The 15,597-nt window shown below is 67.4% G+C and carries 13 protein-coding genes; 8 read left to right on the top strand and 5 right to left on the bottom strand.

Annotated features, from left to right (window positions below; all coding sequences use genetic code 11):
- Positions 1–786, bottom strand: coding sequence for a type III pantothenate kinase (locus tag BLV60_RS28690; RefSeq protein WP_093058702.1), 786 nt, complete (start codon positions 784–786; stop codon positions 1–3).
- A 134-nt stretch (positions 787–920) separates the two neighbouring features.
- Here BLV60_RS28690 and lysM point away from each other — a divergent pair, with 134 nt between their 5' ends.
- On the top strand, positions 921–1,385 hold the full coding sequence (gene lysM / locus BLV60_RS28685; protein WP_093058701.1) for a peptidoglycan-binding protein LysM: 465 nt from the start codon (positions 921–923) through the stop codon (positions 1,383–1,385).
- Between the two features lie 322 nt (positions 1,386–1,707).
- On the opposite strand, the gene BLV60_RS28680 is transcribed toward lysM, so the two are convergent.
- Positions 1,708–2,118 carry a rhodanese-like domain-containing protein gene (locus BLV60_RS28680; protein WP_093058700.1) on the bottom strand — a complete coding sequence of 137 codons (411 nt, stop codon included), beginning with the start codon at positions 2,116–2,118 and terminating at the stop codon, positions 1,708–1,710.
- A 220-nt stretch (positions 2,119–2,338) separates the two neighbouring features.
- Between BLV60_RS28680 and BLV60_RS28675 the strand changes: the two genes are divergently transcribed.
- The 3 genes from BLV60_RS28675 (at position 2,339) to BLV60_RS28665 (ending at position 6,136) form a co-directional block, all read left to right on the top strand.
- Entirely contained in the window at positions 2,339–3,448 is a 1,110-nt protein-coding gene (locus tag BLV60_RS28675; protein ID WP_093058699.1) for a TRAP transporter substrate-binding protein, read from the top strand.
- A 91-nt stretch (positions 3,449–3,539) separates the two neighbouring features.
- The gene (locus tag BLV60_RS28670) at positions 3,540–4,208 is read left to right on the top strand and encodes a TRAP transporter small permease subunit (RefSeq protein ID WP_093058735.1); all 669 of its coding nucleotides are present in this window, start codon (positions 3,540–3,542) and stop codon (positions 4,206–4,208) included.
- On the top strand, positions 4,205–6,136 hold the full coding sequence (locus BLV60_RS28665) for a TRAP transporter large permease (protein WP_093058698.1): 1,932 nt from the start codon (positions 4,205–4,207) through the stop codon (positions 6,134–6,136). The genes BLV60_RS28670 and BLV60_RS28665 overlap by 4 nt, the downstream gene beginning before the upstream one ends.
- Before the next feature lie 48 nt (positions 6,137–6,184).
- On the opposite strand, the gene BLV60_RS28660 is transcribed toward BLV60_RS28665, so the two are convergent.
- Positions 6,185–8,239: a PEP/pyruvate-binding domain-containing protein gene (locus BLV60_RS28660; protein WP_093058697.1), complete on the bottom strand. Its 2,055-nt coding sequence runs from the start codon at positions 8,237–8,239 to the stop codon at positions 6,185–6,187.
- 139 nt (positions 8,240–8,378) lie between these two features.
- Here BLV60_RS28660 and BLV60_RS28655 point away from each other — a divergent pair, with 139 nt between their 5' ends.
- A complete protein-coding gene (locus BLV60_RS28655; RefSeq protein WP_093058696.1) occupies positions 8,379–10,331 on the top strand; it encodes a DUF6600 domain-containing protein in 1,953 nt (650 codons plus the stop codon).
- Positions 10,332–10,410: 79 nt separating this feature from the next.
- A complete protein-coding gene (gene gorA / locus BLV60_RS28650; RefSeq protein ID WP_093058695.1) occupies positions 10,411–11,769 on the top strand; it encodes a glutathione-disulfide reductase in 1,359 nt (452 codons plus the stop codon).
- On the opposite strand, the gene BLV60_RS28645 is transcribed toward gorA, so the two are convergent.
- Complete coding sequence (locus tag BLV60_RS28645) at positions 11,766–12,674, bottom strand: ketopantoate reductase family protein (protein ID WP_093058694.1); 909 nt, start codon at positions 12,672–12,674, stop codon at positions 11,766–11,768. The two genes, gorA and BLV60_RS28645, sit on opposite strands and share 4 nt — an antisense overlap.
- 28 nt (positions 12,675–12,702) lie before the next feature.
- Entirely contained in the window at positions 12,703–13,617 is a 915-nt protein-coding gene (locus BLV60_RS28640; protein WP_093058693.1) for a LysR substrate-binding domain-containing protein, read from the bottom strand.
- Positions 13,618–13,783: 166 nt separating this feature from the next.
- Between BLV60_RS28640 and BLV60_RS28635 the strand changes: the two genes are divergently transcribed.
- On the top strand, positions 13,784–14,569 hold the full coding sequence (locus tag BLV60_RS28635) for an ABC transporter permease (RefSeq protein ID WP_093058692.1): 786 nt from the start codon (positions 13,784–13,786) through the stop codon (positions 14,567–14,569).
- Positions 14,566–15,594 carry an ABC transporter ATP-binding protein gene (locus tag BLV60_RS28630; protein WP_093058691.1) on the top strand — a complete coding sequence of 343 codons (1,029 nt, stop codon included), beginning with the start codon at positions 14,566–14,568 and terminating at the stop codon, positions 15,592–15,594. Before BLV60_RS28635 ends, BLV60_RS28630 begins: the two co-directional genes overlap by 4 nt.
- Positions 15,595–15,597 lie beyond the last annotated feature (3 nt).

The following is a 15,597-nucleotide window of genomic DNA, read 5'->3' as shown; positions in this document are numbered from 1 at the left end:
TCAGGCCGATGCCCGCTCGCGGGCAATGACCAGGAGGCCGTCCATGATCAGGCTCTCGACCAGCTCGAAGTGCCCGTTCATGACGGGCGCCATCTTCCAGCCCGCACCGCCGGTCATGTAGCAGGCCGGCTCCATGCCGCAGTGCGAGCGCACGTGCTGCACCATGCGTTCGACCGCGCCGGCAATGGCGTAGGTGCCGCCGCTGGTGAGCGCATCGCTGGTGTTGGTGGGAAATTCGCGCACTTCGCCGGTGGGCACGTGCAGCCCCGCCGTGCCCGACTCCAGCGCGCGCAGCATGATGCCGTGGCCCGGCAGGATCAGGCCGCCAAGGAACTTGCCTTCGGTGTCGATCGCCTCGACGGTCACGGCCGTGCCGATCAGCACCACCACCATCGGCCGCGGCGGCTGCCCGGGTCTCTCGGCCAGCATGCGGTGGCGCGCGCCGATCATCGCCACGAAGCGGTCGGCGCCCAGGCGCGTGGGATGGTCGTAGCCGTTGACGATGCCGGCCTCGCCAGCGCTGGGCATCACCCAGCGGGGAGTGCAGTCGAAGCGCTCGACGATCTGTTCTTCGGCGCGCCGCCGCACCGCGTCGCCGGCCACCACGCAGCCCAGCATGGAGCCGGGCGAAGGCAGGTCGGCCCAGGGGCCGTCGGCCAGCCGTTCGATGTGGTCGAGGAATTCGGCGCCCTGCGCCTGCAACGCGGCGCCGGGGCGGGCCGAGTCGTAGAGCGCCCATTTGAGGCGGGTGTTGCCGATGTCGATGGCGAGGAAGGGGGATGACATGCGCGGGATTATTGCGACTTTGTGTCTATTCCTGCTGGCGCGTCGCTGACACACGCGGCATGGGCCTACGCCGGCCCTCGGTGTTCCGCCGCTACATTCGCCAATTCCATCCACCACCGCACAAGGAGAAAGCCATGGGATTGCTGAGTTTCATCAAGGAGGCGGGCGAGAAACTGTTCGGCGGATCGTCGGCGCAGGCCGCCACGCCCGACGCCAATGCTGCGGCGGCAGCAGCCATCAAGACCTACATCGAGACGCAGAACCTCGGCCTCACGGGCCTCGAGGTTACCTACACGGCCAGCAGCGGCGTGGTCACCCTCGCCGGCCAGGCGCCCTCGCAGGAAGCCAGCGAGAAAGCCTCGCTGGCCGCTGGCAACGTTGCCAATGTGACAAGTGTCGAGAACAACCTCGTCGCTCCGGCCGCGCCGCCCGCGCAGTACCACGACGTGGTAAGGGGCGACACGCTGTCGGCCATCTCGAAGAAGTACTACGGCGATGCCAACAAATACAACGCGATCTTCGAGGCCAACAAGCCGATGCTGACGCACCCGGACAAGATCTATCCGGGGCAGAAGTTGCGCATTCCTGCGCTGAGCTGATCTTTCGTTCTTCGATCGGCAAAAGGCCTACCGATTTCGGTGGGCCTTTTTTGTTTCTTTCCGGGGTGCGTGCGAATGACACCGGGTACTCCCCTCCGCGAATGTCCCCCGGCCTTCGGCCTCCTCCTTTATTTCGCTACGGGGAGCACCCGGTGCCATTCGCACATGGGCGCGGCTGCGGTGCTGGCCGATCAACCAGTGCTCTGAACGCTCACGCCGATGGGGTGCCTTGCGCAGCGAAATAAAGGAGGAGGCCGAAGGCCGGGGGACATTCGCGGAGCAAGGTACCCCGTCGGCGTGAGCGCGCCCCGAACAGGAATCCCTAGTTCTGCTTCCAGGGCAGCCCACGCTTGCGCCAGCCGCCAATCTGCCCACGATGCCCCTGCTCGTCCGGGTTCCCCTCGAAGCCTTCGAGGATGTTGTAGGCCTCAACACCCAGTTCCGTCGCGCGCTTGGCGGCGGAGATGGAGCGCACGCCGCTGCGGCACAGCAGCACCAGCTTCTTCTTGCCTTCGGCGGCGGCGCGGATGCCGTCGTCGAACGCGGCGTTCATCGCCATGCCCGGCCATTGCTTCCAGGCCAGAGGCACGGCGCCGGGCACGTAGCCGACCCATTCGCGTTCGGCGTCGGTGCGCACGTCGACCAACACGGCCTCGCCGCTGGCCACCCACTGCGCGGCCTGCTCGGGCGTCACGTCGCCGGCATAGCCTTTTTCCCCAACTGGTTCAGTCATTTCTCTGCGTCCTTCAAATGAATAGGGTTACTTCCCAGGCAGCGGCCGTCTTTACGTTGCCCGATGCCCTCGCCGGATGGTGGAATTTTTCACCAGTTCGTGAAAACCCTGTTTGTCACGTTTTCCTGCGCGCCAAAGATGCGGCTTGGACCTGCCAAACATAACTCCAAGGGGCGGGCAGGGTTTCTTCGTCATCAGAACTTGTTTGGAGAGAGACAACATGACAGACAGCAAATCACCCCGCCGCCGCAACCTCCTCAAGGGTGCAGCCGTGGCCGCAGGCGCCATGTCGGTGCCGATGGTCAGCGTGGCTCAGACCACATCCTTGCGCTTCCAGAGCACCTGGCCCGCCAAGGACATCTTCCACGAGTACGCCAATGACTTCGCCAAGAAGGTCAATGACATGGCTGGCGGGCGCCTCAAGATCGAAGTGCTGCCCTCGGGCGCCGTGGTGCCCGCCTTCCAGCTGCTGGAGGCGGTGAACAAGGGCACGCTCGACGGCGGCCATGGCGTGGTGGCCTACCACTACGGCAAGAACTCGGCGCTCGCGCTGTGGGGCTCGGGCCCGGGCTTCGGCATGGATGCCAACACCGTGCTGGCCTGGCACAACTACGGCGGCGGCAAGGCGCTGCTCGACGAGATCTACAAGAGCCTGAACATGGAAGTGGTGTCGTACCTCTACGGCCCGATGCCCACGCAGCCGCTGGGCTGGTTCAAGAAGCCGGTGGCCAAGGTCGAGGACATGAAGGGCCTGAAGTTCCGCACCGTCGGGTTGGCGGTCGACATGTTCACCGAGATGGGCACGGCGGTGAACCCGCTGCCCGGCGGCGAGATCGTGCCCGCGCTGGACCGCGGGCTGATCGACGCGGCCGAGTTCAACAACGCGTCGAGCGACCGCACGCTGGGCTTCCCCGACGTGGTGAAGAACTGCATGCTGCAGAGCTTCCACCAGTCGGGCGAGCAGTTCGAGGTGCTGTTCAACAAGGGCAAGTACAGCGCGCTGTCGCAGGAGCTGCGCTCGATCATCGACTACGCGGTGCAGGCCGCGAGCGCCGACATGAGCTGGAAGGCGGTGCAGCGCAACTCGCAGGACTACGCCGACATGAAGAAGGCCGGCATCAAGTTCTACAAGACGCCTGACGCAGTGCTGCGCGCGCAGCTCGCGGCCTGGGACAAGACCGTGGCGAAGAAGGCCGAGGAGAACCCGCTGTTCAAGAAGGTGCTGGAGTCGCAGCGCGTGTTCGCAGAGCGTGCGCTGCAGTGGCAGAACGACTACGGCGTCGATTTCAAGATGGCCTACAACCACTACTTCAGTAAAAAGAAGGCCTGAAGAATCTCTCGGTGACAGTTCGCGCCGGCCACACGGAACGCTCCGGATGGCTGGCTTTCCGATGCGTGCTTTGCTGTTTTCCCGTGCCTTCATGACCATCCAACGCTTCCTCCACACCGTCGACCGGTTCAGCATGGTCGTGGGCAAGACCTTCTCGTGGCTCATCGTGGCGCTGATGCTGCTGGTGTGCGGCGAGGTGTTCAAGCGCTATGCGCTCAACGCGCCCACCGCCTGGATCTTCGACGCCAACAACATGCTCTACGGCACGCTCTTCATGATGGGCGGCGCCTACACGCTCTCACAGGCCGGCCATGTGCGCGGCGACTTCTTCTACGGCAGCATGAAGCCGCGCACGCAGGCCGCGCTCGATCTCGTGCTGTTCGCGCTCTTCTTCCTGCCCGGCGTGGTGGCGCTCACCTGGTCGGGCTGGACCTACTTCGGCGAATCGCTGGCGATGCACGAGCAGACCTTCAACGCCGACCCGATCCCGGTGTACCCGTTCAAGTTCGTGATTCCCGTGGCCGGCGCGGTGCTGCTGCTGCAGGGCATCGCCGAGATGGTGCGCTGCGCGCTGTGCCTGAAGACCGGCGTGTGGACACCCCGCCTGAAGGACGCGGAAGAAATGGACGTGGTCGGCGAGCAGCTCGCCGGCAGCAGCTACGTCGATGAAGCCGACAAGCGCGAGGTGATCGACAAGGCCAAGGCCATCGAGCAGGCCGCGCAGCAGCGCAAGAGCGACACGACTGGAGGTGCGGCATGAGCGAACCCGCACTCGGCCTCCTGATGCTTGGGCTGATCGTGGTCGTGATCATGCTCGGCTTTCCCACGGCGTTCACGCTGATGGGGCTGGGCATGTTCTTCGGCTTCATCGCCTTCTACGACCCTGCCTCGCCCTGGCTCGACAACAAGGTCTTCGACCTGATGGTGCAGCGCGCCTTCGGCGCCATGACCAACGAGACGCTGCTCTCGATACCTCTGTTCGTGCTGATGGGCTACGTGATGGAGCGCGGCGCGCTGGTCGACAAGATGTTCCACAGCGTGCAGCTCGCATTCCGTCGCGTACCCGGCTCTCTCGCGGTGACCACGCTGATCGTCTGCACCTTCTGGGGCATCGCCAGCGGCCTGGTCGGCGCGGTGGTGGTGCTGATGGGCGTGATCGCGATGCGGCCGATGCTCAACGCGGGCTACGACACGCGGCTGGCGGCTGGCGTGATCACCGCGGGCGGCACGCTCGGCATTCTCATTCCGCCCTCGGTGATGATCATCGTGTATGCGGCAGTGGCCGGGCAGTCGGTGGTCAAGCTCTATGCGGCTGCCATGTTCCCCGGCTTCTTCCTCGCATTTCTCTACCTGCTCTACGTGATCGGCTGGGCCGTGCTGCAGCCGAAAGTGGCGCCCAAGCTGCCGCCCGACCAGCAGCGCGCGCCGGTCACGCCGTGGGTTGCGCACATTGCGGCGAGCTATTCGCCGCGCATGCTGCCGGCGCTGTTCGCGGCCGTGGTGTCGCCCGCGCGCGCCATGCGCGGTGCGGCGGAAGGCGTGCGCATCACCTGGTGGCTGCTGCTGCGCAGCCTGCTGAATGCGCTGGTGCCGCTGGCGCTCGCAGTTGCGACGCTGGGCTCGGTGTGGTGGTACGTGACGATCTACTCGCAGAAGGACAACAACGCACCGACGGTCGCGGAGCAACAGGCGACGCAGAAGGCCGAAGCCCCGGCCGCTGCTGCATCGCCCGAGGCCTCCGGCACCGGGCTCGCTGAACCACCCACGTCCGACGAGCCGAAAGAGTCCGCATCGGAAGGCGGCCTGCAGGAGCCTCCCGGCGGCGTCGAGGAACCACCCGGCAGCGAGGCCCCTTCAGCGCCGCCTGCCGCGGAAGGTGGCCTGCAACAACTAGGCGAAGCCGTCGATGCACCGAAGACCGCCGCAGTGCCCGAAGCCTTCTACACAGGCTTCCTGCTGGCCAGTCTCTTCACGCTCGCACTGCTCTCCTGGTACTACTGGCGCATGGACGCGGAGCAATTCGAGATCCTGCGCATGCTGGTGTCGTCGGTAATGCCGCTGGCCACGCTGACGCTGGTGGTGCTGGGCGTGATCTTGTTCGGCATCACCACCGCCACGGAGTCAGCCGCGGTCGGTGCGGCCGGCGCCTTTCTCATGGCATGGCAGGCCGGCACGCTCGACTTCAAGAAGACCAAGGAGGCCGTGTTCCTCACGCTCAAGACCACGTCGATGGTCTGCTGGCTGTTCGTGGGCTCGGCGCTTTTCTCGGCGGTGTTCGCGCTGCTGGGCGGCCAGCGCATCATCGAAGAGTGGGTGATGGGCATGAACCTCACGCCGCTGCAGTTTCTGCTGCTGTCGCAGGCGATCATCTTCGTGCTGGGCTGGCCGCTGGAGTGGACCGAGATCATCGTGATCTTCGTGCCCATCTTCCTGCCGCTGCTCGCGCACTTCCAGATCGACCCGCTGCTGTTCGGCGTGCTGGTGTTCGTGAACCTGCAGGCGGCATTCCTCTCGCCGCCGGTGGCGATGTCGGCCTTCTACCTGAAGGGAGTGTCGCCACCGCACGTGACGATCAACCAGATCTTCGCGGGGATGATGCCGTACATGCTGATCGTGATCCTGTGCATGGTGTTCATGTACATCTGGCCGGGGCTGACGCTTTGGCTGCCGCAGTATCTGTACGGTTGAAGGCCGACGCCGGTGGGCGGCGGCGACCAGAGCCTGCGCGACGCTGGCTCAGCGCCGCCGCTCCACATACGGCCGAGCCTGCAGCAACACGATGCGATCGCCCACGGTGGCCCACTCGATGTCCTGATCGACCGCGTTGAACGTGCGCTTCACCGCAGCGCCCACGTTCGCCAGGCGCACCACCAGCTCATCCGTCAGCACGTTGCGTCCAGCTTCCACCGGCACTTCCTTCACGCCGCCTTCCTTGTCGAGCTGCAACGAGGTTTCTTCGGCCGAGCGGCTCAGCACCTGGATGGCCTTCGACCAGCTCGAATACATCACCTGCTCCGCCACGCGCTGCCCCTCGACCACGCGGATGCCGATGCCGCGCTTGGCCGAGATGTAGGTGACGTGCGGATGCCCCGCGTCGAAGGGGTCGCGCGTGATCATCACGCCGGCGTTGGTCGAGTCGATGGCGGTCTGCACGAACACGCCCATCAGTACCGACTCTGCGCCGAAGCCCGCGGCGCTGCGGGCTTCCCAGGCTTCGGGGTTGAAGACCGAGGCCCAGACCTTCTTCACCGCAACTTCGAGCGCGTCGCCGGTCTTGACGTTGGGCACCGTGGTGTAGAGCCCCGCGCCGCTGAAGCCGGGCAGGTCTTCGGAGTTGGACGAGCTGCGCACGAACACGCCGCCACCGCCCAGCTGCGACTGCCACGCGGCACGCCATGCCGCCGCGGTGGCGGCATCGACGGGCCATTGCACGATCTCGTCGCGCAACTGCGCCAGCGCCTTCTGGCGAATCTTCGGATCGCTCGCGAAGCCGGGCTGTCGCTGCATGCGCGCGATGCGCTCGGCCAGGCCGTTGGCGCGCATGAAGCGGTCGTAGTGCGCGAACGGAACGCAGAAGCCGTCGGGCACCGAGGTGCCCGGAATGTGCGCGGCCAGCATGGCGCCGAGGTTCGCGGCCTTGGTGCCGCACTGCGCGTTGTTGCGCGCACGCAGTGACGCCAGCGGCAGCAGGCGGGTTTCGCGCAGGTCGGGCTTGACGGCGCGCGCGCTGCCGGGCGTGGCGCCGGTGGACGCTGTGCGCACGGCGCGCGGTGGCAGCGCCGCGATCTCTTCAGGCGTGAGGCGGCGCACCTGGTAGCCCGAGGCAGCCACCTTCAACGCGACCCATTGGCCCGCGTGCGCCTTCAGCACCGTGGCGGCGTCGCGCACATAGGCGTTCGGAATGCCCCAGCCCTTGGCCAGCAGGTTGACGTGCGAGAGCGCAGTCGAGGGCCGCTCGGTCAGCACGCCCGCCACCGGCGGCAGGCTGATCGGCACCTGGCGCAGCACGGCGATGTCGTCGGGCAGCAGCGCGTTGATGCCCGATTCATCATCCACGATGCGCACGCGGCCGGTGGCGGTGCCCAGGTTCATCGGCAGAAAAGGCTGCTCGCGGATCAGCGCCTCCTGGCTCACGGAGTCGATGCCGGCTTCCTTCGCCACGCGCTCGTGCAGCGTGGAGTTGGTCTTGAACTTCACGGGCGCGAAGAAGCTGGCCTTGACCTGCTCGTCGGCCTGCCGCAGCAGCGCCGCGGTGAGCCGGTCGCCCTCCCAGAACTCGTAGGTGAAGGTGCCGATGTTCTGCTGCCAGCTCAGCGTGCCGAACAGGAAGCGGCGGTCGGGCACGAGGTAGTTGCGGTCGATCTCGCGCTTGGCGGTGCTCGGCACCAGCCGGGTATCGCGAAGGAAGCGCACGTGCAGCTGGTAGCGCGGCGTGTCGATGTAGTACATGCGCGCCGGCCTGGCCTGCCGGTCGATGGCGAACAGAACGTGTGCGAGCTGCATGGGCGTGCCGGCGTCATAGACGCGCGCCATCTGGTCGAAGTCGCCCTGGCTGCGCAGCGCGGGCAGCGACGACGGCACCGAAGGGCGCGGCACGAGCTGCGCGGCCGGGCCTTCAGGCTGCGGCTGGTTCTGCTGCTGGTAGTAAGACGGCTTGCGCGCCAGTTGGGCAATGGCGGTCGCGGGAATGGCCGCAAGAGTTACCGCCGCGGCCACGAGGCACAGCGCAGTCACGCTATTGTTTCGGGAGCGCGCGACGCTCGTGGGGCATGCGTTTTTCTGGTTTTTCATGGGTATCCCTCCTTACAGCCGGTTGCCGAATGCACGCGCGCTTCACCAAGCAGTGGGCAGGCGGTGACAGCGGCAGCGGATTCTCGCGCGTTACAAACACAGCGCTTTCGCATCGTCCCGAGGATCAGAGAACAACGCCATGAGCCAACCCGCCCTTTCCATGCTTTCCGCCCCGCGCCGATGGCTGCTCGGCCTGGCGCTGCTGTGCGTCGGCCTCGCGGCCAGCGCGCAGCAAGACCCGCCGGGCCGCGTCGCCCGCCTCAACTTCCAGCAGGGCACGGTGAGCTTCGCGCCTGCCGGCGAAGACAGCTGGTACGACGCGCAGCCCAACCGCCCCATCACCACCGGTGACCGCCTCTGGACCGACCGCAACGCGCGGGCCGAGCTGTACATCGGCTCGGCGGCACTGCGGCTCGACGGGCAGACGCATGCGGAGTTTTCCGAACTCGACGACGACACGGCGCGCATCACCTCGAACCAGGGCAACCTCCAGCTGCGCGTGCGCGACGAGCTGGCGGGCCAGCGCGTCGAGGTCGACACCGGCAATCTCGCGGTGGTGATCGACGAGCCGGGCGAATACCGCATCGCATCCGATCCGGCCGCCGGCACCACCTGGGTGGCGGTGGCCTCGGGCCGCGTCACGCTCTACGGCGACAACGGCCAATCTCAATCGCTGGGCGCGCGGCAGCAGCTCACCGTGTCGGGCCGCGACCTTTCGGCCGTGGGCGGGGCGCCGCAGCAGACCGGCGGTTTTGAAGCCTGGGTGGCCGAGCGCAACCGCCTCGAAGACCAGTCGGTCTCCGCGCGCTATGTGTCGCGCGAGGTGGTCGGCTACCAGCAGCTCGACAACTACGGCGACTGGCAAAGCGACGCCACCTATGGCGACGTCTGGTTCCCGCGCAACGTCGATGCCGACTGGGCGCCGTACCGCGACGGCCAGTGGGTCAATGTCGCGCCTTGGGGGCTGACCTGGGTCGACGCCGCGCCGTGGGGCTTCGCGCCCTTCCACTACGGCCGTTGGGCTCGCGTGGGTCCGCGCTGGGGCTGGGTGCCGGGGCGTCCGAACGGGCGGCCGGTGTATTCGCCCGCGCTGGTGGGCTTCGTGGGTGGCGGTGCCAATGCTGGCGTGCAGATCGGCAACGGCCGCAACGGCGTGGGCTGGTTCCCGCTGGCCCCGGGCGAGCAATGGCGCCCTGGCTACCACGCGAGCCAGCGCTATGTGGACCAGGTGAACCGCATGGCCATCTACAACCGGCAGGCCCGCAACGACTTCTATGCCAACCAGCAGATGCCGGGCGCCGTGACCGTGCTGCCCGCCGACCGCTTCGGCCGCGGCAGCTTCGGGCGGCGTGACCTGGTGCGGCTGCCGGACGACCGCTTCTCGCGCGGGCCGGTGGCGCCCACGCCGGGCATCGCCATCAACGGCTTCGGCGGCGGCTTCGGCCGGCCCGCTGCCGTGATGCCGCCGGCGGCGGCGCTGATGGCGCGGCAGCAACAGCAGGTCCAGTTCCAGCAGGCGCAACAGCAGCAGTTGATGCAGCAGCGCGCGGCGCAGGCCGCACAGATTCAACAACAGCAGCAACTGCAGCAACAACAGCAGATGGAATGGCAGCGCCAGCAGGGCGGGCGTCAGCAACAGGAATGGCGCCAACAGCAGGATTGGCGGGCGCAACAAGACTGGCGCCAGCGCGGCGAGCAGGAGCGCTGGCAACAGCAACAGCAGCAACAGGCGCTGCGTCAACAGCAGGAAATGCAGCAGCGTGCCGCACAAGCCCAAGCCCAGCAGCAGCAACAGTTGCTTCAACAACAGCAAATGCAGCAGATGCAGCTCCAGCAACAGCGCGCGGCCCAGCAGCAGGCCTTGGCCCAGCAACAGATGCTCCGCCAGCAACAGGAAATGCAGTTGCGCGCCGCGCAGGCGCAGCAGCAGGTGCAGGCCCAACAGCAGGCCCAGCAGAACGCAATGCGCCAGGCGCAGGAGGCCCAGCTGCGCGCGCTTCAGCAGCAGCGCGGCATCGCACCCCAACCGCAGCCGCAAGGCCAGCGCAGCGACGATCCGCGCAAGCTCTGGACCTCGCCGGACTCGCGCTGAGAACGCCCCTGCGCAAGCCCCGCTGAAAGCGCTGCCTTCGCCCCGCCGCTACAGTCGGCGGCCAAGGAGCAAGCCTTTCATGCCCACATTCGACTTCGATCTCTTCGTCATCGGCGGCGGCAGCGGGGGCGTTCGCGCCGCTCGCATGGCGGCGCACACCGGTGCCCGCGTCGCCATCGCCGAGGCCGCCGAGCTCGGCGGCACCTGCGTCAACGTGGGCTGCATTCCCAAGAAGCTCTACAGCTACGCGGCCGGTTATGCCGAGTCCTTCGAGGAAGCCGCGGGCTACGGCTGGAAGCTGCACGGGGCGCCGCAGTTCGACTGGGCGCACCTGAAGGCGCAGCGCGCAAAAGAGATCACGCGGCTCAACGGCATCTATGCCTCGCTGCTGAAGAACTCGGGCGTCACGCTCGTCACCGGATGGGCGCAGCTGGTCGATGCCCACACGGTGGAAATCGACGGCCGGCGCCACACCGCGCGCCACCTGCTGGTGGCCACCGGCGGCACGCCCTTCGTGCCCGACATTCCGGGCCGCGAGCACATCGTGACCTCCGACGCAATGTTCGACCTCGACCCGTTTCCCAAGCGCCTGCTGGTGGTGGGCGGCGGCTACATCGCCTGCGAATTCGCATCGATCTTCAACGGGCTGGACGCCAAGGTCACGCAGCTGCACCGCCGCGCGCACCTGCTCACTGGCTTCGACGACGACGTGCGGCAGTTCCTGGCGAACGAGATGGGCAAGGCCGGCGTCGACATCCGGCTGAACTGCGAAGCCGCCTCGGTCACGCGCGGGCCGCACGGACTCACGGTCACGCTGGCGCGCGGCCAGCAGATCGAGGCCGACACGGTGCTCTTTGCCACCGGCCGCGTGCCCAACACGCAGGGGCTCGGCCTCGAAGCAGCGGGCGTGAAGCTCGACGAGCGCGGCGCGATCGCGGTCGATGCGCACTACCGCAGCTCGGTGCCGTCGATCTACGCGGTGGGCGACGTGTCCACGCGCGTGCAGCTCACGCCGGTGGCACTGGCCGAGGCGATGGTGGTGGTCGACGAGCTCTTCGGCAAAGGCAAGCGCCGGCTCGACTACGAATTCATTCCCACTGCCGTGTTCACGCACCCGAACATCGGCACCTGCGGCTACAGCGAACTCGACGCGCGTGCGAAGTTCGGCGAGGTGACGGTGTTCTCGAGCGAATTCAAGTCGCTGCGCCACACGCTGTCGGGCCGCAGCGAGCGCACGTTCATGAAGCTGATCGTGGACAAGGCGAGCGACCGCGTGGTGGGCCTGCACATGGTGGGCGCGGACGCGGGCGAAGTGGTGCAGGGCTTCGCGGTGGCGATGCGTGCGGGTGCGACGAAGGCGATCTTCGACAGCACCGTGGGCATTCACCCGACGGCCGCTGAAGAGTTCGTGACGATGCGCGAGCCGATGCCCGGCTAGGCGCGCACCGCCTGCTGCTTGCCCTCGAGCAGCTTCACCATCACGAACAGCACGCGGTTGGCCGGCGTGGGCACGCCCAGCGCCTCGCCGCGCCGTACGACCAGCCCGTTGAGGTGGTCGATCTCGCTGAGCTTGCCGCGCGCGAGGTCTTGCGCGGTCGACGAATACTGCGAGGGCATGCTCTGCGCGATGCCGCGCACGGCGGCGTCGGTGTCGCCTGGCACCACGACGCCTTCGGCCTTCGCAACCGCGAGGCACTCGGCCACCACGTCGCGGATCATGTCGGTCACGCCTGTGCCCTTCACGAGCACACCGTAGGGCAGCTGCGTGATGGCCGAGAGCGCGTTGTAGGCGCAGTTGAGGATCAGCTTGGCCCACAGCGAGCCGCGCACGTTGCCCGAGATCTGCGTAGGCACGCCGGCGGCAACGAGGTGCTGCGCGACCTGCTCGCTCATGCGCGAGGGCGCGATCACCAGTTCGCCGCGCCCGTGGTGCCTCACATGACCCGGCCCCGCCATCTCGGTCGCCACGTAGACGACCGCCGCGGCAACCTCGTTCGCCGGCAGCACCGAGCGCACGCGCTCGTCGTTGTCGACGCCGTTCTGCAAGGTGAGCACCAGTGCGCCGGGCGCGAGATGCGGCTTGATCTGCGCGGCGGCCGCTTCGCTGTCGGTCGACTTCACGCAGAACAGCACGAGGTCTGCGCCCTGCACCGCATCGGCTTCGGTGCTCGCAGCCACCTTCACGAATTCGTCGAAGGCCTTGGTCTCCAGCCGGAGCCCCTTGGCGTTGACGGCCTCTACGTGCGAAGGCCGACCGACCAGCACCACCTCATGCCCGGCACGCGCCAGCATGGCTCCGTAGTAGCAGCCGACTGCGCCGGCGCCCATGACTGCGACTTTCATCGGTTCGATTCCTTGGTTGTCGCGGCGATCATGCCTCGGTCTCCACGCCGCGCGATTTCAGACCTTCGTCCAGCAGCCATTCGCGAAACGCCGCGAAGGCCGGCAGGTCGAGCCGGTCGGGCCGATAGCAGAGGTAGTGCCCCTGATTCACGCTCACCGGCGTGCCGCAGGGGCTCAGCAGCGAGCCTTCGGCGAGTTCTTCCTGCACCAGCAGCTTCGGCACGAGGCCGATGCCCAGCCCGTTGAGCGCCGCCTGTATCAGCGCCGAATACTGCGCGAAGCGCGGACCGGCCACGATCTGCACTTCGGGCACGCCGTGCTGCGCGGCCCATTGGCGCCAGGCGCTGGGCGCGCCTTCGTGATGCAGCAGCGTGTGGCCGACGATGTCGGCGGGCTGCGCGATGCGGTGCCGCCCCTCGACCAGCGAGCGCGCCACGATCAGCACGAACTCGCGCCCCGCGATGTATTCGGACACCACGCCGGGCCAGCCGTCGGGGCCGTATCGGATCGCGGCGTCCACGCCCGCCGGAATGCCGTCGCTCGGCTCCAGGTGGCGGCTGAAGCTCAGCATCACGTGGCGGCTCTTCTGGCTGAAGGCGGGCAGGCGCGGAATCAGCCACTTGGTAAGGAAGGTGGGCACGCTCGCCAGCGTGAGCAGCCCGGCGCCCGCATCGCCCGAGCGCGCCTCGAAAGTCGCGGTTTCTATGGCGCGCAGGCCGCCCGAGATCTTCTGCCAGTACACGCGCCCCTGCGGCGTGAGCTGCACGCCGCGCCCATTCTTCTGCAGCAGCTCGCGGCCGAGGAAGGTCTCCAGCCCCGCGATCTGCTTGCTGACAGCGCTCACGGTGATGCACAGGGCGCCGGCCGCCAGCGTGATGCTCTGGTGGCGCGCCACGGCGTCGAAGGCCAGCAGCTCCTGGATGGTGGGGCAGTCGCGCTTCATGCATGGCTCCGCTTCGTGAAAGCTGCATGAAAAACGCTTTCCGATTGCTCAAGTGTCGTCATCCAACTTTCACCCATAAGTACGCATGCGGTTTCTAGAATTCGAGGCAACGCGGCGGCATGCTCGGCGCGGACAGTAGCGCATCCGGAAAGTATGCCGGGTGTCCATGACATTGGAGACAACCTTGATCCGCGGCATCTCGCTCATCTACGGCCTGTACCTGCTGCTGCCCATCGCCCTGCTGCTGGTCGGCAGCGTGGGCGGCAACTGGACCAACACGCTGCTGCCCACGGGCATCACGGGGCAGTGGTATGTCGACCTCTGGCTCGACACCTCCTTTCGCAAGGCCTTCGTGAGCAGCCTCGTGGTGGCAATGGCTGCCTGCGCCATCAACACCGTGCTGGCGCTGCCGCTGGCCTATGCGCTGTATCACGGCGCGCGGCGCGGCGGCAGCCTGGCGGCGCGCATCGTGAGCGCCACGCCGGTGGCGGTGCCCGCGATCACTCTGGCCTTCGGCTACATGATCGTGTTCAACACCGACCTCGCGCCCTGGCTGGGCTCGATGCCGCTGCTGATCGCGGCGCACGCGATCCTGACCCTGCCCTACCTCACCAACACGCTGCTCACCGACCTGCGCCACCTCGACCTCGGCCGGCTCGAACAGGCGGCCGCCACGCTCGGCGCCTCGGGCTGGCAGCAGTTCACCGGCATCGTGCTGCCGAGCCTGCGGCAGAGCCTGATCAGCGGGCTGGTGATGGTCGCTGCCATTTCGGTGGGCGAGTTCGGCGTGTCGAACCTGCTCACGAGCTTCCAGAACCGCACCTACCCGGTGGTGCTGCTGCAGGCCTTCTACGGCGCCACGGGCTTTGCCTGCGCGGCCACGGTGATTCTTCTTGTGTTGGCCAGCGCGTCGGCGCTTCTTTCTTCTTCCCTTGTAAAGCAGCGCACATGAGTCTTCTGTTCGACAACGTCAGCTACAACTACCCCGGCAGCACGCACGGCCTGCACGACGTGTCGCTCGACGTACGCACGGGCGAGCTCGTGGCGGTGATCGGGCCCAGCGGCTCGGGCAAGTCGACGCTGCTCAAGCTGGTGGCGGGCCTGGAGACGGGCCACACCGGCCGCATCATGCTCGGCGGCGAAGACATGTCGCGCACGCCGGTGCACCAGCGCCACATCGGCATGGTGTTCCAGAGCTATGCGCTCTTTCCGCACCTGAGCGTGCTCGACAACGTGGCCTACGGGCTCAAGCTGCGCAAGCTGGCAACGGCCGAGCGGCGCAAGCGCGCGCAGGAGCTGCTCGACATCGTGGGGCTGGGCGACTTCTCGCAGCGCGCCGTGGCACAGCTCTCGGGCGGGCAGCAGCAGCGTGTGGCCCTTGCCCGCGCACTGGCCATCGACCCGCGCGCCCTGCTGCTCGACGAGCCCCTGTCGGCCCTCGACGCCAGCGTGCGCGGCCATCTGCGCGACCAGATCCGCTCGATACAGCAACGCTTCAACGCCACCACGCTGCTGGTCACGCACGACCAGGAAGAAGCGCTGGTGATGGCCGACCGCGTGGCCATGCTGAAAGACGGCCGGCTGCTGCAGATCGCCACGCCGCGCGAGATCTACGAAAACCCCGCGAGCCGCGCGGTGGCCGAGTTCGTCGGACTCTCGACGATCCTGCCCGCGAAGGTGGCCTCGCCCGGCCGGCTGGACCTGGGCTTTGCCGAAGTCTTCGCCGACACCGGCCACCGCCCCTTCGGCACCGCGCTGCACGTGCTGGTGCGCCCCGAACACATCCGAGCCGACCCGGCGCCCGACGCCGTGAACCGCCTCGCGGGCCGCACCGGCGCGCAGCGCTACCTGGGCGCGCTCACGCGCTACGACTTCGAGGTGCCGGGTGCGGGCAAGCCATTCCTTGCCGAATCGTCCCTGCCCGCTGCCGAGGCCATCGCCATCGCGCCCGAACACCTTCGTTTACTTGACCACTGACCT

This window comes from Variovorax sp. YR634, from assembly GCF_900106655.1.
Taxonomy (GTDB): domain Bacteria; phylum Pseudomonadota; class Gammaproteobacteria; order Burkholderiales; family Burkholderiaceae_C; genus Variovorax.
This window is presented reverse-complemented; position numbering and strand designations above follow the sequence as displayed.